Source organism: Blautia marasmi (assembly GCF_900258535.1).
GTDB lineage: Bacteria > Bacillota > Clostridia > Lachnospirales > Lachnospiraceae > Blautia > Blautia hominis.
Genome location: NZ_OIWX01000001.1, coordinates 4,989,124 through 5,014,191, shown reverse-complemented (window position 1 = coordinate 5,014,191; position 25,068 = coordinate 4,989,124). Strand labels below are relative to the sequence as shown.

Below are 25,068 nucleotides of genomic sequence, written 5' to 3'. Positions count from 1 at the left end.
CAATAAAATCAATCACTGGTCTTTATAAGATTTCAATCTCTGTCTTCCATTTCAGGAGAATAGACGGCATACCCGCCCTTTCCTCCCCGCTTTGCCTTATAAAGGGCCATATCCGCCTTACGGTACAGCTCCTGAAAATTCTCACTGCTGTTGGTCAAGGCCGCACCTATGCTGCCGTGTACCGGGTAGTCATCTTTCTCCCCGGTGTAAAGGAGATCCCATTTCTTTACAATGGCATCTAAAATAAGCGTAAGCTGCTGACTGCTCTGCACATTGATAAGAAACACCATAAATTCATCCCCGCCAATCCTGCCCACAATGTCGGAAGACCGGAAGGTCCGGTGCAGGGCCTCCGCAAATCCCACGATTGCCCTGTCCCCCTGGGTATGTCCCAGCGTGTCATTGATCCGTTTTAAGTTATCCATATCCACAATGAGAAGTGCGCAGACACTGCCCTTATATTTTCTGAGTGCATGGGTGACAAGTTCCTCAGTGGCCATTTTATTATAGAGCCCTGTCATGGAATCTGTCTGGGCACGCAGCCTGAGCGCCTCTTTTTCCCTCATACTCTCGTCAATATCCATCATTTTTCCCAGAATGCGGACAACTCTTCCCCTGTCATCCGCAAAGATACTGGTGAGAACGGAAAACCAGATATAAACACCGTCCCGGTTGCAGAAACGGATATTCCGGGTCATGACCCCTTTCCTGCTGCTGGACTGGGGCAGTATCCTGGAAAATGCACTGACATCCTCAGGATACACCCATTTTCCGTCTAAAAAGGACTGGAAGTCCGGTTTTATCCCCAGTATCTTTTCAAAGTTTTCATTGAATTCCAATGTATGTTCCATGTAATTAAGTTCAAATACCAGCACATCCGAGTCCCTTGCCAAAAGCCGGAATCTCTCCTCCGAAACCTCCAGCTTCTCCTTTTCTTCCACAAGCTTTTGGGTCTGCGCCCTCAAAGAACTTCTCTCTGACCGGAAAAGATAAAACATCAGAAGAAAGCAAAACAGAAAATATACGGCAAAAGCAATATTAAGCTTTACGGCATAGCTTCTGACAAAAGCATAGGCGGAATCCACCTCACTCCGCCTTATGGCGGATAAAAGTGTCCATCCATTATACCCAAACGGTGTCTGCGTCACATAATATTCCTGTGATCCATCCTGTATGAGGGATACCAGTTTCTCTCCATTTTGAATCGCCTGCTGCATATCCTCCACAGAGTGGCCGTCCAGAAAGGATTCTCCCTGTGTTTTCTCAAATATGTTCTCCAGGTTCTTATCCCCTACAACGATCCGTTCCTCTTGTGACGCCACTATGACATCGCCCTGGCCATTGATAAGCACACAGGCATCATTGCGTTTAAAATTATCATGCAGAAACAAGGTTCCGAACTGTTCTGCTGTGTAAGACCCGCAGAGTACACCTATGATCTCTCCCTGGGGATCGTTTATGGGAACCGCCAGAAGGACACAGAGATACCCGTCCTCCACGCTGGAGAGAAATGGCTCTGAGATCGTCTGCTCACCTTTTACAGCCTCCTGAAACTCTGTCAGGTCTTGAATATTTCTTTGTATCCCATCATTTGTCATCCCATTTCCATTCACATCAGCCATTGTGATGCGGTCAAATTCCTGGGTCCTCCTGATGGCATTGGCTGCGCTCAGAAAAGTTTCCGTATTCTCCATTCCCGCCTGTCCCAGATAGCTTGCAAAGGCATTCAGGGAATTGAACTGGCCGGCAAGCACGGTTCCCACATGCTCTGCCTGCTGCTGTGCATAACTTTCCAGCGTCCCGTGAATCTCTTCACTGATCCGGCGGTTTGTCTTTTGATTATAATTAATGACTGCCGCTGCAAGAAAAACTGTCAATACCACAAACACCCACAGCGTCAACTCTGCCCGTGTATGTTTTCTTTTCTTCGTCATACATGTACCATACTCTTTCCTCCGCTCATATTTCCTTGTATAACTATGCGTATTCCATATTTTTCTTTTGTCTTTTCCTCTGTCAGATGCGGTTCTGCTCCATGTTTTCCATTTTTTCCTTTGTAAGCAGGAATATCTTGACCTCTGCCTCATGATCAGCCAGGTTTTCTTCTGCCATTTTGCTGACAGCAGCCACCCGGCTTTTTCCATCCCTGATCTCCCAACGGGTATCATTAAAGACCAGGTCTTCTCCCTCTGCCGTCCAGCCGGTATCCGGCATAGCCCGGAGTGTCACGGAAAACGGGGTTACGCCCCGCTCCATACTGCGCCGGTGTATGGCTGCCTTTTCCAATGTATCCTCCTCAAAAGGATACTCCGCAAACAGCACCGCCAAATCCGCCATACTGACAAACCCTCTGAAATAATACTCGTTTTCCTGTACCGCTTCCTGCAATCTCAGTTTCATGGTCATCCCTCACTTCCGCCGGGCATCTGCATGGTCCTGTCACGAAGCAGGGCATCAACCGCTGCTCTGTAATCCCTCAAATGCTGGGCTTTTTTTATTTTCTTTGCGTATTTTTCACTGTCCGGAAACAGATGTATCATGTAAAACCAGAGTTCTTTCATTTTGAACAGTACATTTCTGTCCCCTGACATGACTTTCTCATACTCTGAACAGAGTAAATCATGAAATCCTTTAAACCGCTCTTGATCCGGCAGTGTCCCCCCGGTAATATGTCCCACAAGATCCGGGTCTGTCAGGACCCCTCTGCCCAGCATCACAGCCTCCACCTGGGGAAACCCGGCAGTAAAAGCCTCATAGTCCTTCCGGGTAAAAAGGTCTCCGTTGTAACAGATCTTATTCCTGCTCAGGGACAAGGCATCTGCAAAAACATCCAGATTCGGTTTGTTTTTATAATAATCCGTCTGCAGTCTCGGATGGATGATCAGTTCTTCCATAGGATATTTGTTGTAAATCTCTATCAGTTCGTAAAACTCCTCCGCATCCTCCATACCGATCCTGGTCTTTACGGAAATTTTCATATCCAGCCTGTCAAAAATCTCATCGAGAAATTTTTTAAGGAGCTGCTGTTCCGCCAAAAATCCCGCGCCCCTCATTTTCGTCACAACCGTCCGGGACGGACATCCCAGATTCAGGTTGACCTCTTTATACCCCATTTTCTGAAGTTCAAGCGCTGTTTTCACAAAATCTTCCGCATTGTTGGTGAGGATCTGGGGTATCGTATCCATTCCCCGGTTATGGGCGGGAAGCACATCATTTAACTCCCTGGAATTAAAACAGCGGTTCTGGTTTGGCATGATAAACGGTGTAAAATATCTGTCTATATTATCATAACAGGCATACAGGGCATTTCGGTAAATGTACCCTGTGATCCCCTCCATTGGTGCAAGGTAAAATTTCATAATTTGTTCTGTCTCCCTCTTGGTCTTACTTCATCATAAAGTAAACCCAGGGGAGATTCAAGTTTTATTTTTCTCCAGCCATCTCTCCAGCACTTCCAGATTCAAATCCGAATGCTCCACTTCCCTGGCATAACGATAAGCAATCTCCGTCACGTCCTGAAATTCCAGCCTTTTCCCCTTTTTCAGCCATCTCAGCATGACAAACTCCTGTATCCATTCCGTGGAAAATACAGCCAGCGCCATTTTGGAATAGACCGCATCATCATATACGGCTCCACAGAAATAAGTGTATACAAAGAAGACCATCAACTGTTCTCCCATGCGCTCCCACTCCCCGCGTCTGCTGCTCTCATATCCATAGGCACAGTCAAACTCCCTGCACAGCTCCAAATACTTATCCTCGTCTGTTCCGTAGAAGCTTTCCCAGGCGTCCGCCAGCAGTTCCCCCCACTCTGCCCTGAGCTGTTCCAGTTTTCCAAACACGGAAAATCCTTGTTTTCTTCGGGTATACCGGCCCGTCTGATCTGTTTTTGTACTGGGAAAATGACGGTACTTCTCAATCACCGCATCCATCTCAAAAAACTCTTCCCGGTCAATACAAGCCTGAAGTTCCTCCGCAAGAAAAAGTACGGTCCTCATCCTGACCCGCAAATCTTTTTCCCTGTCTGTAAGAATCCCAAATGCCACATCCCTGGCATCTTCCAGTTTAGTAAAAAGAAGGAAATCAAAGTCTTCAAAGTCATCCTCCTCCTCTGTCTCCCAGGAGATGAACTCCACCTTCTCCCTGCACCCCAGAATGATCCCGGCTGCCTCCGGGCAGGATAATGTCAGAGAAAGCTCTCTCAAATCCTCAAACTCCTCCACATGCCTAGGGTACATCCGGCAGGTGCTGCACAGCCCCTCCGGCCCAAGTTCTGTGTACAGGTCACAGAGGTCCTCCTCATTTAAAAAGGCACATCTTCCGTCATACTGGCAGAAAGTACCCTCCATCCAGTCAATGGAGTTTCGCAGCCTGCTGCCAAAATCCCCCTTTACATTCCCATATCTGTCTAAGGACTCCTCATCAATGACGATCTGCCATCCCGCGCAGCAGGTAGCCGGACAACTGCCTGCCAAACAGACAAACGCATCATAGTAGTGGGGTTTTATATATTTCATCTTGTGTCTCCTTCTCTTTACAAGGTACAAAACTCACATCCAGTCAGCACCAGTACACTCCTGGAGCCTGCAAGCACACTGCCGCCATCCACACGGACCGGCTGTTTTTTCCATTCTGCGCCTGCCTCCCCTGTATTCACGGATACATGCCAGAACAGTGGCTTTGGAAGCTCAGGCAGGCTGACCGAAACCGACTCCCAATAAGCATTGATCAGGAGATAGACAATATCATCCTTCCCCTTTTTCTCATCATAACCTGCAAACATAACAGCCGTAACCCTGGATTCCGTTCCAAAGCCCTCCACCCACGGATGTTCCCCGTGGAAACTGATCTCCGGAAGGCCGAACCGGTTACTGCCCAGATTACCGCTGATGCTCTTATGCTCTTTTCTAAAACGGATCATAAACCGGAAAAATTCATATACATCCCTGTGTGTTTCCAGCCTGCTCCAGTCTATCCAGGATATCTCATTGTCCTGGCAGTAGGCATTATTGTTTCCATACTGGGTATTACAGAATTCATCCCCTGCATAAAACATGGGGGTACCCCTGCTGCACATGAGTACCGCGCAGGCATTTTTTATCAAGCGCATTCTCAGAGCAATGACCTGTGGGTCCTCCGTCTCCCCCTCTGCGCCGCAGTTCCAGCTTCTGTTGTCATCTGAACCGTCCCGGTTCTCCCATCCGTTCGCCTCATTGTGCTTCCAGTTATAGGCGTACAGGTCATAAAGGGTAAAACCGTCATGACAGGTCAGAAAGTTGACGGAGGCATTTTTGCCGCGTATCTGGGGCTTATAAATATCCGTGGAGCCTGCTATACGCATGGCTGCCGCCTGGGCTGCCCACAGACCTCCCTTTAAATACTCCCTCAGGTCATCCCTGTACTTTCCGTTCCACTCTGACCAGCGGCAGAAGGCAGGGAACTGTCCCACCTGGTACAATCCTCCGGCATCCCACGCCTCCGCAATAAGCCTTGTGCTGCTTAAAAGGGAATCATAAGCCAGCGCCTCCACAAGAGGCGGTTTTTCCATGGGAGAACCATCCTCATTCCTGCCCAGAATAGATGCCAGATCAAACCGGAAACCATCAATATGGTATTCCGCCACCCAGTACCTGAGACATTCCTGGATCATTCTTCTCACAACAGGATGGTTGCAGTTCAGGGTGTTGCCACATCCGCTGAAATTGTAATAGTGGCCGTCCGGGGTCAGAAGATAGTAAATGTTATTGTCAAACCCTTTAAATGAAATAAACGGACCGTTCTCATTTCCCTCTGCGGTATGGTTAAACACCACATCTAAAATGACTTCTATTCCGTTTTCATGCAGCGCATGCACCAGCTCCTTCAGCTCCAGCCCTTCCCTGTTATATTCTTTCGTGGCTGCATAACTGGTATTCGGCGCAAAGAATGCCACTGTATTATACCCCCAGTAATTGATAACCTGCTTGTCATCCACCATTCTCCGCTCCCGCAGTTCGTCGAACTCAAAGATGGGCATAAGCTCCACCGCATTGACGCCCAGATCTTTCAGATAGGGGATTTTCTCTTTGATCCCTGCAAAAGTTCCGGGATGTTCCACATCTTCTGCCATTTTTGTAAAACCCCGGACATGCATTTCATAGATGATCAGTTCATCCATAGGCACATGGGGACGTCTTTCTCTGCCCCAGAAAAAATCATTTCTCACCACTCTGGCGCGATACCCCTTTTCATTGACCTTTTTGCCCCATACACTCTGACCGGTCACCGCCTTCGCATAGGGATCAAGAAGAATATGGTTTTCATCAAACAACAGACCTTTTCCCCTGTCCCAGACTCCCCCCAGCCGGTAAGCATACTCGAACTCCCCGATATCCAGGCCAAATACCATCATGGAGTAAACATCCCCGATTTTAAAGTGTTCCGGAAATCTGAGGACCGCATAAGGCTCCTCCTGGGTCCTGTGAAACAGAAGCAGCTCACAGAATTCAGCCCCTTTGGAATGCACTGTAAAATTAACGGCTGTCTGGAAGACCGTGGCACCATAGTTGCCATACAGGCCCGGACAGACCTGAAATCCTTCCACCTCATCTGTAGGTATCCACTTTTGCAGTTCATCATTCATATTGCCATCCCTCCCCGGATATTCTTACGACATCAGTCAGCGCGGTTTCTCCTGTCTTAAACCATTCCTTGTCTTAAACCATTCCTTGTCTTAGACCATTCCTGCACGGAAAGGAAAAAGCCCGGCAGCAGCCAGGCTCCGGAAGTCTCATGCATTCTGCTGCAGCACTGACAACAATTTTCTCATCTGCTCCAGACGCTCCTCAAACTGTACATAAAAATCCGCTCCGCTTTCATACGGTTTTGTATAAAAAAGATTCAGGACATACATATTCAACTCTTTTGTAAGCTGCTCATCCTGGTTTTCTTCCAGAAGATTCCGGATATCTTTCAGCAGAAAATGCCATGCTGCGGCAAACTCCTCATATTTTTTCAAGTCCGGCATATCCAGCCATTTGCCCACCTTGATCTTGGTCTTATTTTTCTTTGGACATTCCTGACTCTGCAGGTAATAGGAAAACCCGCCCTCCTCATAATACCTTCCCAGAGGAAAAAGGCGGCAAAGCCCCGGGCGGAACCCATGGACAACGCATCTCCCCTCCTCATTCAAAAAGGTACAGCGCTCTTTTGTTCCCTGCATCCTCAGATTGGGCAGAATACTTCCCTCTGTTATATGCAGCTCCATATGGCTGTTCATCAGTTCCTCAAAGGTAAGGCCCAGGTTCGTTTCCAGCCTGTATACATCAAGCGGGTCCAGCTTAATGGAATCCCCCATGCCCTGACAGCATGCGGAACAGCCCTGACAGCCTCCGCAGTCAGCTTTTACCAGATCTCCTGCCTTATATAATTTTTTTAAGTCCTCTGCAAGAACTTCTCTCTCCATGTGTAAAACCTCTCTGTCTTATGTATTTCTGTCTTATGCATTTCTACCTTATGTATTTCTGTATTAGGGCCCTCCATTGCCAGGTGCTCTTATGGGACTAGTACAGCATTGCGTAAATACCAGTGAAGTCAGTGCCTGATATCTGCGTCAGGTGTGCGTCTGCAAAGCGACGGCGTGGTGGGCGCTACGACTAGCTTTGCAGGCGTGCTCCTGGCGTAGATAGCGGGTGCTGAATTCACTGGTATTTGCGCAATGCTGTACTAGTATGGTGCTTTACCTAGTATGGGGCTTTATCAGCTGTCAATAGCCGGGAGACCCCTCTTGCCACACGCCCCTCCGGGTCATCAAAATGCCCACCCGGATTGCTCTCTAGGATGACCGGACATGATCTTTCCCAGTGAGCAGCCAGAAGTTCTGTATTCTTTTTCACAGAAGCCATACGCGCATTACGCACCTTATGCTCCCGGCTTCCAAGAGATACATAGATGACCGGCTTTTCCGCTTTCATGGTGTGGCTCAATGCGTGATCCGCCCAGCCGTCAAACCAGAGGGATCCGGAAATACTTCCGATTCTTCCAAACTTTTCCGAATGATACATGGCATATACGGCAAATAAGCCGGCCATGGAATACCCCACGATGCCTCTGTCTTTTACTTCAAAAGAAATGGCATGTTCTGCTTCCGGAAGAATCACATGTTCAAAATACTGCAGATACTCCCCCGCACCGCCTGAAAAATCCGTGTCCTTCCCATAGATCTTATCCGCCTTCCAGGGAGAAAAATCCCGGTTCCAGTCTCTTCCTGATACACAGGCAAAAACGCAGGGTTCTGTGATCCGGCTCCATATCTTTTCTCCTTCCTCCCGGGAAAAAATATGACACCAGATCACAGGAACCGGTTCTTTTGTCTCCTCTCCCCAAAGGAAGATTTCGTACCCTTCTTCTCTCCAGCTCTTCATGACAGCCATCATACCTTTCTGTGTAACGATCATTTTAATTATAAAGGAAGGGATGCAAAACCGCAATCCTTTTATTCTTGCCAGCATATGTCTGTCAAAGGCCACTTGAAGACCGCGAAAAATGTAGTATAATGATGAGTATCCGGATAATTTCCCAACTGCCGGACCAAAGAACAGAAAACTGCATGGGAGGTTCCTTGAAAATGGATCTGATATTCCGAAAAAATACAAAAAATGCCGTGGAACGTGTCCTTCATGTTCCGCATAATTATACGGGTGGTATTCTGGAGATGACATTTGTGGTGGATTATGCGCTTCCAAAAGAAACTGCCGTATCTGTGACAAAAGAGACAGCCGCTTTACTCCGCTCCCACAGCCAGGTCTTCCAGAATGTCCGGCTGAACCTGCTGCACTGGAAGACAGACAGCGTACTCACAAACCAACCAATCCCCCTCTCTATGCTGCAGCTCGGCAGAGGACTGGAAGGTTATGAAACCCTGCCCGAAACAAAATCTTTAGATGCCCTGACTGATACCCTGAAACGGTTTCATGCCAGATCCAAACTGGTTATCTGCCTGCTGGGTAAGGACGCCGTTATGTTGGATGAGAAAAGGATCCGGGAAAATCTGCAGCCCTTTCTGGGACGGAAAAGTATCTTTTTATGTATGCCTGAAAATGAGGTGGATGGGCGCCCTGAAATTGTGATGGGGGCTGGGGTTCTTGCGAAAATGTGAGGATGCCAAAAGCCCGGAGCAGTTAAATCATAATCCCTGCTCCGGGCCGTAGTTCCTAACCTTTCACCGCACCGGCTGTTAATCCCGCGATAATATGTTTTTGCAAAACCACCGATGCGATCAATATCGGAAGTGTGATCGTCACCGCGGCTGCCATCAATGCCCCCCAGTCAATGGAGGCATAAGAGATAAAGCTTAAAAGCGCCAACGGCAATGTTTTTGTCTTACCTCCTGCCAAAACAAGAGAGAACATAAAATTGTTCCAGGAAAAGATCACAGACAACAGAGAGGCGGTGACAATACCCGGTTTTGCAAGAGGCAGCATAATGCGTAGAAACGCCTGAAAAGTATAACATCCGTCTATCTTTGCCGCCTCTTCCAAATCAGCCGGAAGGCTTTCAAATGTAGGAATCATGACCCATACAATAAATGGCAGATTAATCAGCAGATGGCTTAAGATCAAAGCCAAATGGGTATCAGAAATTCCGATTTTTTCAAAGATCATATACCATGGCAGTAAAAACGCAATTCCCGGAAAAAAACGTACAATAAGAACCATTGTGCTTAACTTATTCATTTTCGTCCTTGCAATAGAATAGGATGCTGGAAGTCCCAGCAAAAGACCGATCAAGGTTGAACCCACTCCCACTACCGCGCTGTTTATAATCGGCTTGACAAAATCATATCTTCCAAAAACATCTTTATAGTTCCCCCAGTATGGTTTAAAAATCAGAAACTGTTGGGGATCCAGCACCTGGGCGTTCGTTTTGATGGAGGCAAGCACCATCCACAAAAATGGAAAGATAACAATAGCGGTTATGATCATGACTGCTACATAGAAAACCAATCTTTCGCCTGCTGTTTTCAATCTTTTCCTGCTTTTTGCCCTTGTTGTTTTATCCACTGTCTCTTTCATCATTCATCAACCCTCGCTTTCATCCGAAGATAAAATATAAAAGCGATACAGACACCAATCTCAAGTAAAAAAATCACGATAGTAGACGCTCCGTAACCCATCCTGAAATAACTGAAGATAGAATCATAGGCCATCAGATTCACCGTCTCAGATGCCTTTACCGGTCCGCCTTTTGTTGTGGCATAAATAATATCAAAGGTTTTGAGAGCATCAATGATACGCAGCAGCGCGGCAACTACAACTGTAGGTTTGATAAGCGGCAGCGTGATTTTTTGTACAATCTGGAAACGGTTTGCACCGTCCATCTTTGCCGCTTCAAATAGATCATCCGATATGCCCGATAAGCCTGCCAGGACGATGAGCATGATCATGGGCGTCCATTCCCAGACCTCGATCAGAATCAAAGAAGGGATTACACTGTTCTTCTGTACCAACCACATTACCGGAGATAATCCCAGGGATTTCAACATATAATTTGCGATTCCAATAGTGGGTTCATATATTAGCTGCCATACCATTCCGATGGCTATAGGTGTGGCAACCATGGGTAGAAGAAAGAGTGTCTTTACCAGATTTTCTCCTTTGAATTTCCGGTTGAGAAGCAGGGCCAGGGCAATTCCCAGAATAGTCTCCACCATGACTGACCCGAAAGCGATCACCAATGTATTTTTAGTCGCAGCCCAAAATCTGCGATCTGTTAAAATATCTTTATAATTCGCAAATCCAACCATTTTCGGTGCTGCGGTTCCCATAGTCCAGTCCGTAAAGCTCAAGTAGACGGTATATATCAAAGGAAATGCTACCATAGAAACAAGAAAAATGATCAATGGCATTACCATAAAATAATGTGCCCGTCTTTCCATTCGATTACTTTTCATAAAATCATTCCTCGCTATATCACTCAGGGGTTTGAACTGACTTCAAACCCCTGGTATCTGATCTGTCTGACGGTATATTAATCTGACTGCTCACTGTCAATCAGCTCCTGAAACTCCTTGTCTGCCTCTTTCAAGGCATCTGCAGGATCATTTCCCATGATCGCTTCCTGAATAGGAACACTCAGGATATCACGTGCCTGGGAGACACCGATCACGGTTGGCCTGTCGCCTGCAACCGCAACCTCCCTGGATTCCGTCATTGCCTTGAGCATTTCCGGCTGAAAGGAATCAGCCACCTCAGGTACCTCCCATGTACTTGCCCTGCAGCTTGCATTCTGTACCTCTTTTGCCATTCTCAGATCCATCTCTTTGGATAAGGACCATTTGATAAATTCTGCAGCAGCCTCCTGCTTCTTGGAAAAGGAGGGGATTGCCCATGCTCCGATAGTAGCATAAAAAGGTGTGTTCCCTGCCGGACCTGCCGGGACTTTCGCAAATCCCACCTGGTCTTCCGTAATTGCCAGACTGCTGTCCCCTGTAATATTTCCGTATATGGCATCAGAGTCAATAAAGAATCCCACTTTTCCCTGAGCAAACAGGGCTGCGCATTCCGTCCACGTCATATTGACCGCACCTGCGGGACCGTATTTATTTAACAGGCCTCCGTAATAGCGTACTGCCTGAAGAGCTTCCTCTGTTCCCATCAGGCTCTTTGTCTCATCATTGAATCTACCTCCAAAAGCATATAAAAATGTTGAGAACTGTGTAATACATGCATTTGCTTTTCCCCTGAGCGCAATGCCATAGAAGTCATTTTCCGGATCATGCAGAGTGCTGGCAGCAGATTCCAGCTCCTCCAGAGTCTCCGGTACTTTGATCCCTTTTTCCTCCAGAAGGTCTTTTCTGTAATACATGATCTGGCTTTCCGCCAAGATGGGAACCCCATACAAAACATCATTATAGGTACAGCTCTGAAGTGATGACTCAAAGAAATCATCTATTCCGAATTCAGCATCCTCTTTCAGATAAGATAAGTCTGTGAGCCAACCGTTTTGTGTATACTGTTTCAATTCATTGAGGGGCCTGAGGAAAATGACATCCAGATTATCGCTTTTTGCAGCCAGTTCCACAGTTGCTTTATTGGAATAATCGTCAGTACCCATAATTTCCATCTCTACCTTTATCCCTGTCAGTTCCTCAAATTCATCAAGACTTTGATAAAGGACTTTTTCCACACAGGTCTGATTGGCAGTCAGGACCCGTATAGTGGTGCCGCTGTATGGTTTATCAGAATCTGCCGCTTTCGTCTGATCTTCGTTTGTATTTTGCACATCATCTGTCTGCTCAACCTTTTCTTTCTCTCCGCAGCCAGTAAAAATACAGGAAACAATCATGGAAACTGCCAGTAAAAAACTAATTTTTTTCTTTTTCATACGAATTTCCTCCTATAAATCTTCCGCAGACTTATCATCCAGATACAGCACAACATTTTCGTGTCCTCTCATAATACTTGCGGGACATTTTTCGTCAATCGGTCCTGTCAGCGTGCGGCTGACAGCGGCTGCTTTTCGTTCGCCCGGAACCATACAAAACAAGTGAGAACCTCCCATCAGGCACGGAATGGTGGCAGTCAATGCGTATTGTGGCACTTCATCAAAACTCGGAAAACAGCCATCGTTTACCTGCTGTCTGCGGCATGCAGCATCCAGTTCTACCACTTTCATCCAGCAGGTATCCTGAAACCCTGCATTGTCCGGGTCGTTAAACGCAATGTGCCCGTTTTCACCAATTCCCAAAAAAATAATATCTAATTGGTGCTCACGCAGCAGTTTCTCATAACGTATACATTCTTTTTGCGGATCATTTTTGCCGTTTATGAGATTTACACTTTTAAAAGGAACTTTTCCAAAAATCTTACCAGACAGATAACCATTGAAGGAACGCGGATCTCCAATTTCAAAACCTATGTATTCGTCCATATGGCAGGCATTGATGCGGCTCCAGTCTATATCTGGATATTCTGCCAAGGCTTCCAGAAATTCGTTCTGAGACGGCGCCGCCGCAAACATACAGGTGATTTCTTTCCTGTCTTCCAAAAGTCTTTTGATACAGGAAGCCGCGTCGGCTGCCGCATGGAAGCCCATCTCCTCCCTGGTTTCGTATATCTTCACTTCTATTTTGTCATATGACCTTATCTGCAAGGAATCTCCTCCTCTCTTTTTAAACCAGCTTTGTCCTGCTGTTCCCTTAACAATTGGATCAGCAAAATCAGATTTCGGATGATATGGTAAGGATCTTTCACAGGCAGCGCAACTATTTTATCATCCGGCCTGCCATCCCGCTGCCGAATCTGAATCCATTCTCCAACGCGGGAATCCCGGTTTGGAAATACCGCAAACGTGTAATCAAATATTTTCTTGTAAATAGTAAGCAGTTCTTCATCTCCTGATAAAAAATACGCGTATAAAAAACTGTAAAGTCCTTCAGAATGGGGCCACCAAAGCTTATTATCATGGTTCTCCTCTATCTGTCTGAACATGGGTTCTTTCTCTAACCCCGCTGTCGTCCCCCTTGGGATCCCCCCCTCATGGTGCACAAACAGCCGGAAACCGCCGTAATCCTTATCCCATCCGATTCTGTAAGCATTCTTCAGTATCTCCGAACATAGGGGAAGGACCGATTGATCTCCCAAACAGCCGGCCGCTTTTAAAATAAACCAGATATCCTCCATGGTGTGTCCGGGATTACAGTATTCTCCCAAGTAATGATCCACCAGACTATTATCCGTGGTTATCATTTCCCGCAGTACATGGTCCCCATCTACAAAGTTAGTTAGTATATCTGTATAAAACAATCGCATATCCTGGCCATAGGTCTCGTTTTCCAATCCCAGTCCGGCTGCCGAGACATACATTTCTGTAGATAAATTCAAAAATATCATGGGTATTCCATGCATACGCAGCCCTTTGGGTATAGGATACGGCAAGGTTAAATATTTACCCTGTTCTATCCTCTTTTTAATATTTCTGTACATTTCCTCTGCAAGTTCAAACATTTTATGATCTTTTGCCGCAACTGCATATTTCGCAAACCCTGCTGCCACAAAGAAATCCGCATATATACTGGAAGATAATACACTGTCCGGCTCCACTGGCATGGGATTCCCTGCCCGGTCCATCATGTAGGTGCATTCCTTGTCCTCATTGAGGAATACATGTTTTCTCAGAAAGTCTGCACCACTCTCTGCAAAGCCCAAAAATTTTGACTTCTTCTCATCAGAGAAAACAGAATCCTCACACATGGATAATTCTGAAAAAAGCCAAAGGAAGCGTCCCTGTGACCAAGTGAATTTATGATAGGACAGCAATTCTTTTCCGGCATTTGTATAGCAATTCAGATATCCTCCAAAATCCTGGTCAATACAGTCCGGAATCCAAAATGGAAGGATCACTTCCTTTAAATGCTTTCTATAAAATCTTTCTGCATCTTGAATCTCTGCTATGTCCATTTATCCACCTTCTCAGTCTTCCAGATTCAGTAAATCACGCTGCACTTTTGCCACTTCACTGATGTCCTTTTTCCCCAGCCCCCGCTGTTTTGCAATTTTCATTGCAGATAATCCGCCGTCCAATATAAAGGAGGGACTTCCATAGCTGTCAAAAAGCTGTTTTACATATCCTGCATCCTTCAGAGCCAGTTCCAATGCAAAACCATGTTCATAATTCTTTGATACGATCTTTTTTCCGGCCCCTTGATACATAGGGCAGCCCACACCGCTTTCACCGATAAGCTCAAACAATTTTTCCACATCAATATCCAGCTTTTCTACCAGCGGAAATATCTCACCATACAGATTCACATACATGATGGCCAAATAATTATTGATCAGCTTAGCAATGTTTCCCGCGCCGCTTTTGCCAATATACCGGAATGCCTTTGAAAAAGTTCGTACCACTGGAGCCACCTTCTCAAAAGTCGTCTCATCTCCTCCAAAAGTAACAATAAGCTCCCCTGCAGCAGACTGAGCCGGAGTACCTGTGAGAGAAGCATCTGCGAATTCGCCGCCGGCTTTTTTGAACTTCTCATATATAGCCCGGCTGGAAAGGGGGAAACTGGTGCTGATATCCAACACGGTCTTTCCCTTAACCCCCATGGATAAAAAGGTATCTGTCACTGTTTCCACCTGTGTGGAACTGGGAAGTGACATCAATGTGAGGTCAGAACTCTCAAATACTTCCTCAACATTTTGTGCCAGCCTGGCTTTTCCTTGAAACGGAGCCATGGCTTTTTCACTCATGTCATAAACCGTGGTTTCAAACCCACTCTCCACAATATTCATACACGCTCCGCTGCCCATCATACCAAGTCCGATAAAACCTACTTTCATACACTTTCATCCTCCTGTCAGATTTTTCATTTCGTTCATGGAATACGTTTTCCGTAATATGAGTTCATCGTATCACAATGATTCCTGTATGTCAATTATATTTTCTAACTTTTACGTCGAATAATGTCTTTATTTGGAATTTATATCATTATTGGCAAAATATACCAATAGAGTCATATGTAGCAAGAAACGATACGATTAGCTCTTGCCTTTTTCACACCTATGTTTTATACTCTTTTTATGGATAACGTTTTCTTAACCCAAAAAATATAACCATTCAATGGATCTGTGCATCTCCTGCACTGACCTACGGAATAATCAAAAAGAAAGGATCTATTTTATGACTGAAAATCTATATGATGTGATTGGAAATGTTACAATTCCCCGTATGATACGGGTCCGGCAAAAATTCGACGATGCAGAAATCACAGATATCGAGAAGGCCGTACGCTCTGAACTGATGCGTAAAGAAATCTGCAGCACACTTAAGCCAGGTATGCGCATTGCAATTGCAGCAGGCAGCCGTGGCATCTGCCACCATAAAGATATTATCAGAACCGTCGTATCTGTCCTGAGAGAAAAAGGAGCCTGCCCTTTTATCGTTCCCGCCATGGGCAGCCACGGAGGCGCCACAGCAGAGGGACAGGCCGAAATACTGGCCAGTGCACAGATTACGGAAAGCTTCGTGGGATGTCCTATTGTTTCCTGTATGAAGACCGTAAAAGTAGGGGAAACCAGCGAAGGGCACAGTGTACATATTGATAAAAATGCCTATGAGGCAGACGGTATTATCCTCATTGGAAAGATCAAACCACACACAGCCTTTCGGGGAAAATATGAAAGCGGCATGATGAAAATGATGACTATCGGCCTTGGCAAACAGTACGGTGCCGGCATTTGCCATCAGGCAGGCTTTAAAAATATGGCCCGCCTGGTGCCTTTATTTGGCAATGTGATCCTGAAACAGTGCAATATACTTTTTGGACTGTCTGTCATTGAAAATGCATATGCCCGTACCTTTATGGTGAAAGCCCTGACCAGCCGGGAAATACCGGAGGAAGAGCCTAAGCTGCTGGAGATCGCCCGCAGCAAAATGGGGAAAATCCTCTTTGATGACATTGCTGTCATGGCCATTGATGAAATCGGAAAGAACTACAGCGGCGACGGGCAGGATCCCAATGTTACCGGCAGGTTTATCACTCCCTATGCGGCCAATGATGTGCAGATACAAAAAATCTGTGTCCTTGACCTTTCAGCGGAAACCCACGGCATCATGGTCGGCATCGGATGTGTAGACGTATGTACCAGTCGTGTCTTTCAGCAGGCCAGACTGGAAGAAAGTTATATTAACGCAATTACCAGCACAGTATTCACAGGCATTCACCTGCCTATGATATTAAAAAATGACTACTATGCCATTGCCGCCTGTATCAAGACTTGTAATGAAGTGGATCTTGACAGGATACGGATGGTGCGGATTCCCAACACGCTAGCCATCGGGGAAATCTATATCTCGGAAAGTATGATGAAAGATGCAGTTTCCAATCCCTGTATTGAAATTCTTGGAGAACCTGAAGAAATGTCCTTTGACCCCAGCGGAAACCTGATCAAAAAAGAAGCCTTTTGGGGTTCCGGCAATTAACAGACCATCTATATAAAATGGGGATACAGCCAAAAGGCCGCATCCCCGTTTTTTTATTCTCTAGTGCCTGATCGTCTTTCCGCCAACCATGCACCATTTCACATGGATCTCATCATCAAACAAAATCAGGTCTGCATATTTTCCCACAGCAATGGAGCCGGTTGCCGAAGAGATCCCAATAGAATATGCAGGTGTAAGGCTTGCCATCTTTACCGCCTCGCAAAGAGGTATCCCACATTTCCTGGCTGTACGCACCAACCTGTCACAAGTAGCAACACTGCCTGCAAACGCCTTTCTATCCGCCATTTTTGCCACCCCGTCTTCAATGATGACTTCCTGTCCTTCGGACAAACTTCCTAAAACGGATGTTTTGGCGTCTGTACCTGCCGCTCTCATGGAATCAGTTACCAATACAATACGATCTGCCCCTTTATTTTCATAAACCATACGAATCAATTCGGGCGGTATATGACAGCCATCCGCAATGATTTCAACAATCATATTTTTTAGGAGAAAAGCGCTTTCCACCACTCCCAAATATCGATATCCACCTATCCGCCTGACAGTGGAACATGCTGAATACAAATGTGTAACCCGGCTAAACCCATTCATCCAGGCAGTTTCCATATGGCTCCACTGCGCATCACTATGGCCGACCGAACAGATGATATGGTTTCTGGCACAATATCTGCCGAACTCCATTGCCCCTTCCAGTTCAGGCGCTGCGGACCACAGGCAAATCTCACCATGGGCCTCATCTATGATTTTTTTGTATTCCTCCGGTCTTGGAGCTCTGATCAGTTCAGGATCCTGAGCACCGCACTGGGCCGCACTGAAATAAGGACCTTCCAAATGTACACCAGGCATACGGGGACCGTTTCGCATATTAGACTTCAGTACCTGAAAATTCTTTATAAATTTCAATATCTGTTCTGTTGTACCTGAAAGCGCTGTCGGTACAACGGAGGTGGCTCCGAATGCAAGCTGTGTCCTGGCAGCTGTTTCCATAGCCATAACCGTTCCGTCCATATAATCACATCCGCCCGCCCCATGACAGTGCGTATCAATAAATCCGGGAGAAAGATATAATCCTCCCCCGTCAATCACAATCTCCGCCGAAAAATCAGGATTCCCTTCAAAGATTCTGGAAATAATCCCATTTTCCACGGCTGCCCCGCCATTTATAACACGGTCTTCCAGTATGACCCTGACATTTTTTATTACAGTTGCTGCCATAATATCCTCTTTCCATCTGAATCACCACCGATAATATTACGTTATATTTCTGTGGATGCTTACTTTGGTAGGGAAAACGTATTCCATTAATACTATAACATTTTTCACTGTAAAATGCAAGAGTCTCTCCTGCAGTACAAAACTTATTTTCTCGGACCTGTAGACTGTCTGATCACCAGACTTGGCCTCAGGTACAGATTCTTTATAACCGGAGTTTTATTTTCCATATCCTCCAACAATATTTTCACGGCCTCCTCTCCCATCTGGGCAAGCGGCTGCTCGATCGTGGTAAGGCCAGGCCAGGTAATGGATGAAAAAAACAAATTATTATATCCTATCAGTGAAACTTCCTCTCCCACTTTTATGCCGGTTTCAGACAAATACTGCAAAACCCCATAGGCCGTCAGATCATTGGTTGCAAAAACAGCCGTAGGAGGACAGGGAAGCTCCATCAGTTTTTGGGCCTGATATCTTCCGTTTTCAAACTCATATCTCTGAGGTTCCCTGTCTTTCACGGACAAAGGCTCCATGTCATATTCTTTCGGCAGGTCTAATCCCCTTACCGCCAGTTCACTTTTAAAATCATGATACAGATTTATTCTGCTGGGTCTTATCAAAGGTGAATTGACAATTGCGATTTTTTCGTGTCCAAGTTCACTGAGATGGTTCAGCGCCAGCCTCGCCGCATGTCTGGAATCAAAAAACACGCCGCTGGTCTCCAAACCACTGATCTCCTGGTCATAGACCACCACGCTCACTCCCATATCCATCATGTGTTTCAGGGAATCAATAATCGTATCATCCTGATCTATATATGCTGACGTGGAGATGATCAGCCCTTTAATCTGCCTCTGTCTTAAATCCTCCAGGTATTTTTTTTCCCTCTGGGTGTTTCCATAGGTATTGTAAATCATCACACTATACTTATTGTCATCCCACAGATAATCCTCTATCCCTCTTAATACATCAGGATAAAAAGGATTCGCCAAATTCTGTACAATAACTGCAATATCACTGCTTCCCTGCTTTTTTAGCTGTCTGCCCATCAAATTCGGAACATAATCCATCTTCTTTGCTGTGGCAATTACTTTTTCCTTCAAATCTTCACTGACCGGATGGGTACTGCCGCCTAATACTCTTGAAACAGTGGAAACCGATACGCCACTGGCTTTTGCTATATCAACAATTCCTGCTTTCTTTTTTGTCATGCTCTCTCCTCATACAGTCATTTTCAGCTTTCTGACATGTTTTAGAATATTGTAGCACGGAAAACGAATTCCATCAACAGCAAAACTTACGGAAATCTATTCTGGCAGGGCCTCTTTTATTTCCGGTACTGCCTTCTCCACGACCTCTTTTATCCTCCCCAACGCCTCTTTGTCTGACGCCTCTATCCGAAATGTCATGGCCTGTTCTGTCACAGATTTTCTGAGCAGGAACCAGCCATCCCTAAACTCGATACGCACACCGTCCATTCTGCTCATGGGATAAAACTTTCCCATCTCTGCCGCCTTTTCCAGCCATCTCTCCTGATCCTCATAGGGACAGAAAACTCTCAAATCGGCCGTAATGACTGAATCCGGAAATTCTTCTGCCATCTCTGCCAGACTCCTCCCATCCGATTCTATAATTTCGCACATTTTCAGAGTTGCGTAGAGCCCGTCATCTCTACCGATTTCATGAAAGAAAAAATGTCCGCTGATCTCCCCCGCCGCCAGAGACTCAGCTTCTAAAAAGCGTTGTTTAATAAAACCATATCCGCTCCGCTCCACAATAGGTGTTCCGCCGTAGGCCAGTATTGTGTTTTTCACCAGGGAAGCACTTTTCTGATCATACACGAAAGAACCTGTCTCTGCCTTCAGATAATGCCGGATAAAAATAGCAAAACTTTTCTCACTGGTCAGATAACGTCCCCGGTTGTCAATAAAAACCACTCGGTCTCCATCTCCATCATAGGCTGCTCCTAAATCTGCGCCTGTTTCCAAAACTTTTTTACAAACGTCTGCAAGGCATTCATATTCTGCGGGATTTGGATTCCTGTTCGGAAAATTCCCATCACTTCCGCAGTAAAGCGGAATTACTTCATAGCCCATTTTTTCCATGATGTCCGGCACTATTTTGCTGGCGGCACCATCACAGCAGTCAAGGACTATCTTTAGTCTGCCTTTTCTGCAGTGTTTTTCTATAAAGACCGCATACTCCCCATCTATGCGTCTTGTTCCATAGGACCCGATTCCTGTGCAGAAGTTTTTCAGATGCACCAGCTCTTCCACCTTTTTAATCTCTTCCGCTGTCACCGGGGCGTTTCCGAACATCATTTTAAACCCGTTATACCTGGCCGGGTTATGGGACGCTGTGACCATGATCCCTCCCTGGGGCGCTGCCGCATGAAAAAACTCTGCGTCTAAAGCAAAGTAAAACATGGGTGTTGTCACGCATCCTATATCCAACACATGTATCCCTGTTTCCATCAGTCCCTGAATAAGATATTTTTTCAAAACAGGGGTGGAAAGGCGAACATCCCCGCCCACCACCAAGGTTTTTCCTCTGTGCAGAGTTCCCACTGCTTTTCCGATGAGATACGCATCCTCCTTGTCAAATTCTTCTCCGTAGATCCCCCGTATATCACAGTCTTTATAAATACTCATGTGACACTCCTTTGCCGTTCATTCCTGTTTCAGCTGGTAACTATTCTGTATATAAATGGTTGGATCATTGCCTGGCTGAATACGTTCTTCGGCCAGCGCAGTAAAGGCGCAGCACTACCGAACAGTTACACGATACCTTTCTTTATATGCCTGAAACGCCCTTTGATAAAGCTGATCATATGCTGCAATAAGCCTATGCACCGGCTCTATGATCTTTCTGTAAGATACCATGTGTCCGGCCGCCTCTGTCAGGCTGCCATAACAGGAAGCAGATGCCGCCAAAATCGCACATCCAATGGCGGCCCCTGTATGCTCCGGCACTTTCAGCACCCTGTCCAGCACACTTGCCCGAATCTGCAGCCACTCCGATGAACTGCAGGCACCCCCTGTTGTGTAAATCTCATTCCCCACAGCAGCACCGCAGTGCTGCATATGTTCTAATGCAAACCGCTCTGCATAAGCTACTCCCTCCATCAACGCGGCATAGTGGATTTGAGGGTCCGAGATATCTCCCAGAACAAATGCTTTTGCTTCCGGGTCCAGAAAAGGAAAACGTTCCCCCCGGCCATGGAGCGGATAACTGATGACCTTGGTGGGTATCACATCCATCACTCCACGGTTCCACATCTCAAACTGTTCTTTGTCAAAAGAATCGTTCAGGCACCTTCCTCCTATATTGGAAGCGCCCCCGAACATCCAGTCACCGGAAGGCAGTTTATGAGAATAGCTGCTTCCCCCTGCATCACAGAGCAACTTTTCTGTTACCCCTTTCAGAACCATGGTTGTACCTATGACAGATGCCCAGTCACCTCTTCTGACTGCCCCTGTTGAAATGGCAGATACATAACCATCTGTTGCCCCTGCAGCAACCACTGTATCTGTCGACAATCCGAATTCCACTGCAGCCCTTTTAGTAATAGTTCCTATGCCCTGTCCCGGCGGGATCACAGACGGGAAGATTGTCCGGTCAAGCCCCAGTACATCCAGCAGTTTTGGCCACTCCTCTTCCTTCAGATCAAACCCGCTTTTCAGCGCATTGGAATAGTCTGTCACCCCATATTCGCCTGTGAGCATTCCCACTATGTAATCTGATTGATGCACCATATGTCTTGCTTTTTCATACACATATGGTTCCTCCTCTTTTATCCAAAGAACTTTCGGCAGGGCAAAGGAAGCGTTAAAGAGATATCCCATCTTTTTTTCCAGCTCACCAGCATACCTGTGTATCTTCTCCGCCTGGGCTGCTGCGCGCATATCGTTATAAAGGAGTGCATCCCTGAGAGGACGTTTCTCTTTGTCTAAAAGTACAATTGTACCGGATGTCCCGTCTACAGTGATGGCCCGGATCTGTGAAGGTTTTCTGCCTGTCTGCAGGAGGCTATCCATACACTCTGTTATAACCTGTTTAACCGCGTTCCACCACATGATCGGCGCCTGCTCATATTGTCCTTCCTTACAGCTTGTGTTCAGACTTCCAAAATTACACGTCCCCTGTGCAAATACCTTCCCCCGTTCATCACACACAATCCCTCTGGCCCCCTGGGTTCCCAGGTCAATTCCCAAAAAAAGCATTCCATCACCTTGACCCTTTCAGCACTTCCGGGTTCATGAGAAACCTGGGTGTCTCTCCAGCAAAATACCGCTCTGCCTGCGTCAGGACCATGGCCGGACTATCTGCAAAAGCTTCCACCGTATCCCCGCTTTTATGACAGCTGAATGTCAGATTATCCAGATTGAGAAGCGGACTGTCCTTTGGCACTGGCTCCACCTCATAGTTATCAATGGCCGCCCCGGTGATCCACTGTTCTTTAAGCGCCTCATAAAGAGCATCCATATCAACCAGAGGGGAGCGGGCTGTATTAATAAAGACCGCTGTTTTCTTCATCATCCGGAACTGTTCCCGGCCCATCATACCCTTAGATGTCTCAGACACCCTTGCATGCATGGAGACAATATCGCTGCATCTTAACAGTTCCTCCAGGCCGACTGCCTCCCCTCCTGCTTCCCGTATCTCATGCTCCTTCACATAGGGATCATAGACCAGCAGCTTTACCTTGAACGCGGCTAAAAGCTCTGCGACGGCCCGCCCAATCGTTCCAAATCCGATCAGTCCCACTGTCCTGCCTTTCATTTCATGGATTCTGCCAAAGTTTGGAAAGTGTTCCAGCCATTGGTGGTTTACCCGCATGGATGCATGACAGCGGCCGATATTTCTTGTCTCTGCGATCATCAGCCCTATTGTCATCTCAGCTACAGCATTGGCATTGTGTGCCGGATTGGCGAGCACAGGAACCTCCGCCCTTGTGGCGGCTCCCAAATCAATATTTTCAATTCCTCCCCTGTTTGTCAGCAGCAGTTTCAGATGTCCTGCCTTTTCAAACACCTCCGAAGGAATAGGACACTGATGCGTCTGAATCACATCTGCATCCACTATCTCTCTCATGATATCGTCCGGCACAGGAACACAGCGCGAACCTGCAGTCTCCATATTTTTTATGTAAATCCGCATCTCCTCATGGGATTTCGGCCCAAAATAAAAATATCTTTTCTCATCATAACGCTGAAAGTTCTCCGTAGCCCTTTCCATCATTTCCGGTGGAAGGAGCAGGTCACCGATGCACACAATCTTCATACGTTTCCTCCTCCAATTGATATGTCCCTCTGCTTTTCTGTCTCAGCATATGCGAGTCAAAGCAGGGAAGCAGACATTTCTGCAGTTCACAATACGTTTTATAATTTATTTCATACTGCCTTTGATTTTCAGGATCGGGCAGGTATGTCCGGCCAATGGTCTTCATCTTTTCTGCCCCTTCTTTCAGGTTGGAAAATATACCGGCCGCGCAGCCTGCAACCACCACATCCCCTATAGCTGCACCCTCTGTATTTTCCTGTATGGTCACCGGAATGCCCAGGATATCACTGAGCATCTGCATCCAGGCACTGCTTTTACACGGGCCTCCTGTGGCAACTATTCCCTCGACGGCATCCGGCTTCATCTCCTGGGCATCCAACACAATATCCACATTCTGCCTGACTGCATAACAAGTTCCTTCCATTACCGCTCTGAGCATCTCTTTTTTCGTTGATGTCCCTGACAATCCAAAGAATACACCCCTGGCGTTGGGATTATAGATAGGAGACAGTTCCCCTGCAAGATACGGAAGAAATACAATTCCGTTTGCTCCGATAGGCGCCTCCGTCACATAGTCACTCATAACAGTAAACACATCCTTATGCAAAGTCACTGCACACAGGGTTTCCATATCACAGACCGCCTCCTTCATCCACTTGAAGGCTCCACCTGTGTTGGACATGACCCCAATATTCATCATATAATCTTTATCCGCATACCCAATGGTGATCAGCCGGTCATCCGTCTTATACGTCTCCCTCTCCGTGCATTCCCGGAGCATGACCACACTGCTTCCTGTCCCGCAGGAATAGGCCATTTGATTTGTATTGAAAATACCCGCACTCAACGCAGCCATAGCAGTATCTGAAGCACCTGCCGCCACCAGGATATGTTTAGGCAGGCCCAGCTCCTGAGCTGCTTCTTCCGTTATACACCCTATTACCTCATTGCAGTCGCAGACCTCCGGAAAACATTCCAAATCTATCTGTAGTTTTTCAGCCAATCCGCTGTCCCACTTTTTTTCAAAGATATTATAGAAATGATAGTTTGTCGCCATGGAACGATCAATGGTAAAACGTGAGGTAAGTCTGTATGTAATGTAATTGCTGCAATCCAGAAACATGACTGCCCTGTCATAAATATCCTTCTTATGCTTTTTCAGCCAGAAAAGTTTCGAGATAATATGGTATGGTCTGATGAAGGCAGGATTCACCAAAGCAATCTCCTCCCCATAATCTCTTCGCAGTTCCAGGCTCTCGGACACGGCCCTACCGTCTGCCCATATCATACCGTTCATCAGAGGTTCTCCGTCCTCTCCTATGGGTGTAAGTGTCGGCGTGTGGCTGCTGACACACAGGGCTGATACCTGGTCCTTTTGAAAAGTGTTCTCTGCCAAAAGTTTGCCTATACACCAAACAAATGCATTCCACCATTCTTTCGGTATATGCTCCGCCTGATTCTTATAAGGGGTCACCACAGGATAACTTTTATAGGCGGACATCACTACTTTTTCCTGTTTCACACTATATGCCACAGCCTTCACTCCATTGGTGCCAAAATCAAACCCCATCAGAATTTTATCATCCATATATA

General features: G+C 46.4%; 21 protein-coding genes. 2 read left to right on the top strand and 19 right to left on the bottom strand.

Annotated features, from left to right (window positions below; genetic code table 11):
* Positions 1 to 32: 32 nt before the first annotated feature.
* The 7 genes from C6P39_RS21915 to C6P39_RS21885 form a co-directional block, all read right to left on the bottom strand.
* Entirely contained in the window at positions 33 to 1,934 is a 1,902-nt protein-coding gene (locus tag C6P39_RS21915; RefSeq protein WP_158661662.1) for a sensor domain-containing diguanylate cyclase, read from the bottom strand.
* 82 nt (positions 1,935 to 2,016) lie between these two features.
* Entirely contained in the window at positions 2,017 to 2,400 is a 384-nt protein-coding gene (locus C6P39_RS27595) for a hypothetical protein (protein WP_158661661.1), read from the bottom strand.
* Positions 2,401 to 2,402: 2 nt separating this feature from the next.
* Positions 2,403 to 3,359: a tRNA dihydrouridine synthase gene (locus tag C6P39_RS21910; RefSeq protein ID WP_104805188.1), complete on the bottom strand. Its 957-nt coding sequence runs from the start codon at positions 3,357 to 3,359 to the stop codon at positions 2,403 to 2,405.
* A gap of 57 nt (positions 3,360 to 3,416) precedes the next feature.
* Positions 3,417 to 4,517, bottom strand: coding sequence for a flagellin lysine-N-methylase (gene fliB, locus C6P39_RS21905; RefSeq protein ID WP_104805187.1), 1,101 nt, complete (start codon positions 4,515 to 4,517; stop codon positions 3,417 to 3,419).
* 17 nt (positions 4,518 to 4,534) lie between these two features.
* Positions 4,535 to 6,622: a glycogen debranching protein GlgX gene (gene glgX / locus C6P39_RS21900; protein ID WP_104805186.1), complete on the bottom strand. Its 2,088-nt coding sequence runs from the start codon at positions 6,620 to 6,622 to the stop codon at positions 4,535 to 4,537.
* Between the two features lie 147 nt (positions 6,623 to 6,769).
* The gene (locus tag C6P39_RS21895; protein ID WP_104805185.1) at positions 6,770 to 7,444 is read right to left on the bottom strand and encodes a YkgJ family cysteine cluster protein; all 675 of its coding nucleotides are present in this window, start codon (positions 7,442 to 7,444) and stop codon (positions 6,770 to 6,772) included.
* 277 nt (positions 7,445 to 7,721) lie between these two features.
* Positions 7,722 to 8,402, bottom strand: coding sequence for an alpha/beta hydrolase-fold protein (locus C6P39_RS21885; protein WP_158661660.1), 681 nt, complete (start codon positions 8,400 to 8,402; stop codon positions 7,722 to 7,724).
* 203 nt (positions 8,403 to 8,605) lie between these two features.
* Here C6P39_RS21885 and C6P39_RS21880 point away from each other — a divergent pair, with 203 nt between their 5' ends.
* Entirely contained in the window at positions 8,606 to 9,136 is a 531-nt protein-coding gene (locus tag C6P39_RS21880) for a hypothetical protein (RefSeq protein WP_158661659.1), read from the top strand.
* 55 nt (positions 9,137 to 9,191) lie between these two features.
* Here C6P39_RS21880 and C6P39_RS21875 read toward each other — a convergent pair whose 3' ends face one another.
* The 6 genes from C6P39_RS21875 to C6P39_RS21850 form a co-directional block, all read right to left on the bottom strand.
* Positions 9,192 to 10,055, bottom strand: coding sequence for a carbohydrate ABC transporter permease (locus tag C6P39_RS21875; protein WP_242987105.1), 864 nt, complete (start codon positions 10,053 to 10,055; stop codon positions 9,192 to 9,194).
* Positions 10,052 to 10,930, bottom strand: a complete 879-nt coding sequence (locus tag C6P39_RS21870; protein WP_104805182.1) for a carbohydrate ABC transporter permease — start codon at positions 10,928 to 10,930, stop codon at positions 10,052 to 10,054. Before C6P39_RS21870 ends, C6P39_RS21875 begins: the two co-directional genes overlap by 4 nt.
* Before the next feature lie 77 nt (positions 10,931 to 11,007).
* Positions 11,008 to 12,363, bottom strand: coding sequence for an ABC transporter substrate-binding protein (locus C6P39_RS21865; RefSeq protein ID WP_104805181.1), 1,356 nt, complete (start codon positions 12,361 to 12,363; stop codon positions 11,008 to 11,010).
* A 12-nt stretch (positions 12,364 to 12,375) separates the two neighbouring features.
* Positions 12,376 to 13,131 carry a glucosamine-6-phosphate deaminase gene (locus C6P39_RS21860; protein ID WP_242987104.1) on the bottom strand — a complete coding sequence of 252 codons (756 nt, stop codon included), beginning with the start codon at positions 13,129 to 13,131 and terminating at the stop codon, positions 12,376 to 12,378.
* Entirely contained in the window at positions 13,122 to 14,438 is a 1,317-nt protein-coding gene (locus C6P39_RS21855; protein ID WP_104805180.1) for an AGE family epimerase/isomerase, read from the bottom strand. Before C6P39_RS21855 ends, C6P39_RS21860 begins: the two co-directional genes overlap by 10 nt.
* A 12-nt stretch (positions 14,439 to 14,450) precedes the next feature.
* Complete coding sequence (locus C6P39_RS21850) at positions 14,451 to 15,317, bottom strand: NAD(P)-dependent oxidoreductase (RefSeq protein ID WP_104805179.1); 867 nt, start codon at positions 15,315 to 15,317, stop codon at positions 14,451 to 14,453.
* 340 nt (positions 15,318 to 15,657) lie between these two features.
* Here C6P39_RS21850 and C6P39_RS21845 point away from each other — a divergent pair, with 340 nt between their 5' ends.
* Entirely contained in the window at positions 15,658 to 16,959 is a 1,302-nt protein-coding gene (locus C6P39_RS21845; RefSeq protein ID WP_104806013.1) for a nickel pincer cofactor-dependent isomerase, group 22, read from the top strand.
* Positions 16,960 to 17,019: 60 nt separating this feature from the next.
* On the opposite strand, the gene nagA is transcribed toward C6P39_RS21845, so the two are convergent.
* From nagA to C6P39_RS21815, 6 genes are all read right to left on the bottom strand, one after another.
* Positions 17,020 to 18,195, bottom strand: coding sequence for an N-acetylglucosamine-6-phosphate deacetylase (gene nagA, locus C6P39_RS21840; RefSeq protein WP_104805178.1), 1,176 nt, complete (start codon positions 18,193 to 18,195; stop codon positions 17,020 to 17,022).
* 143 nt (positions 18,196 to 18,338) lie between these two features.
* The gene (locus C6P39_RS21835; RefSeq protein WP_104805177.1) at positions 18,339 to 19,403 is read right to left on the bottom strand and encodes a LacI family DNA-binding transcriptional regulator; all 1,065 of its coding nucleotides are present in this window, start codon (positions 19,401 to 19,403) and stop codon (positions 18,339 to 18,341) included.
* A gap of 96 nt (positions 19,404 to 19,499) precedes the next feature.
* Complete coding sequence (locus C6P39_RS21830) at positions 19,500 to 20,843, bottom strand: phosphomannomutase/phosphoglucomutase (protein ID WP_104805176.1); 1,344 nt, start codon at positions 20,841 to 20,843, stop codon at positions 19,500 to 19,502.
* 114 nt (positions 20,844 to 20,957) lie between these two features.
* Positions 20,958 to 22,415, bottom strand: a complete 1,458-nt coding sequence (locus C6P39_RS21825; RefSeq protein WP_104805175.1) for an FGGY-family carbohydrate kinase — start codon at positions 22,413 to 22,415, stop codon at positions 20,958 to 20,960.
* A gap of 4 nt (positions 22,416 to 22,419) precedes the next feature.
* Positions 22,420 to 23,475 (bottom strand): 2-hydroxyacid dehydrogenase, encoded by a 1,056-nt coding sequence (locus C6P39_RS21820; protein ID WP_104805174.1) that lies wholly within the window; start codon positions 23,473 to 23,475, stop codon positions 22,420 to 22,422.
* Entirely contained in the window at positions 23,453 to 25,063 is a 1,611-nt protein-coding gene (locus C6P39_RS21815) for a xylulokinase (RefSeq protein WP_104805173.1), read from the bottom strand. The genes C6P39_RS21820 and C6P39_RS21815 overlap by 23 nt, the downstream gene beginning before the upstream one ends.
* Positions 25,064 to 25,068: the final 5 nt, after the last annotated feature.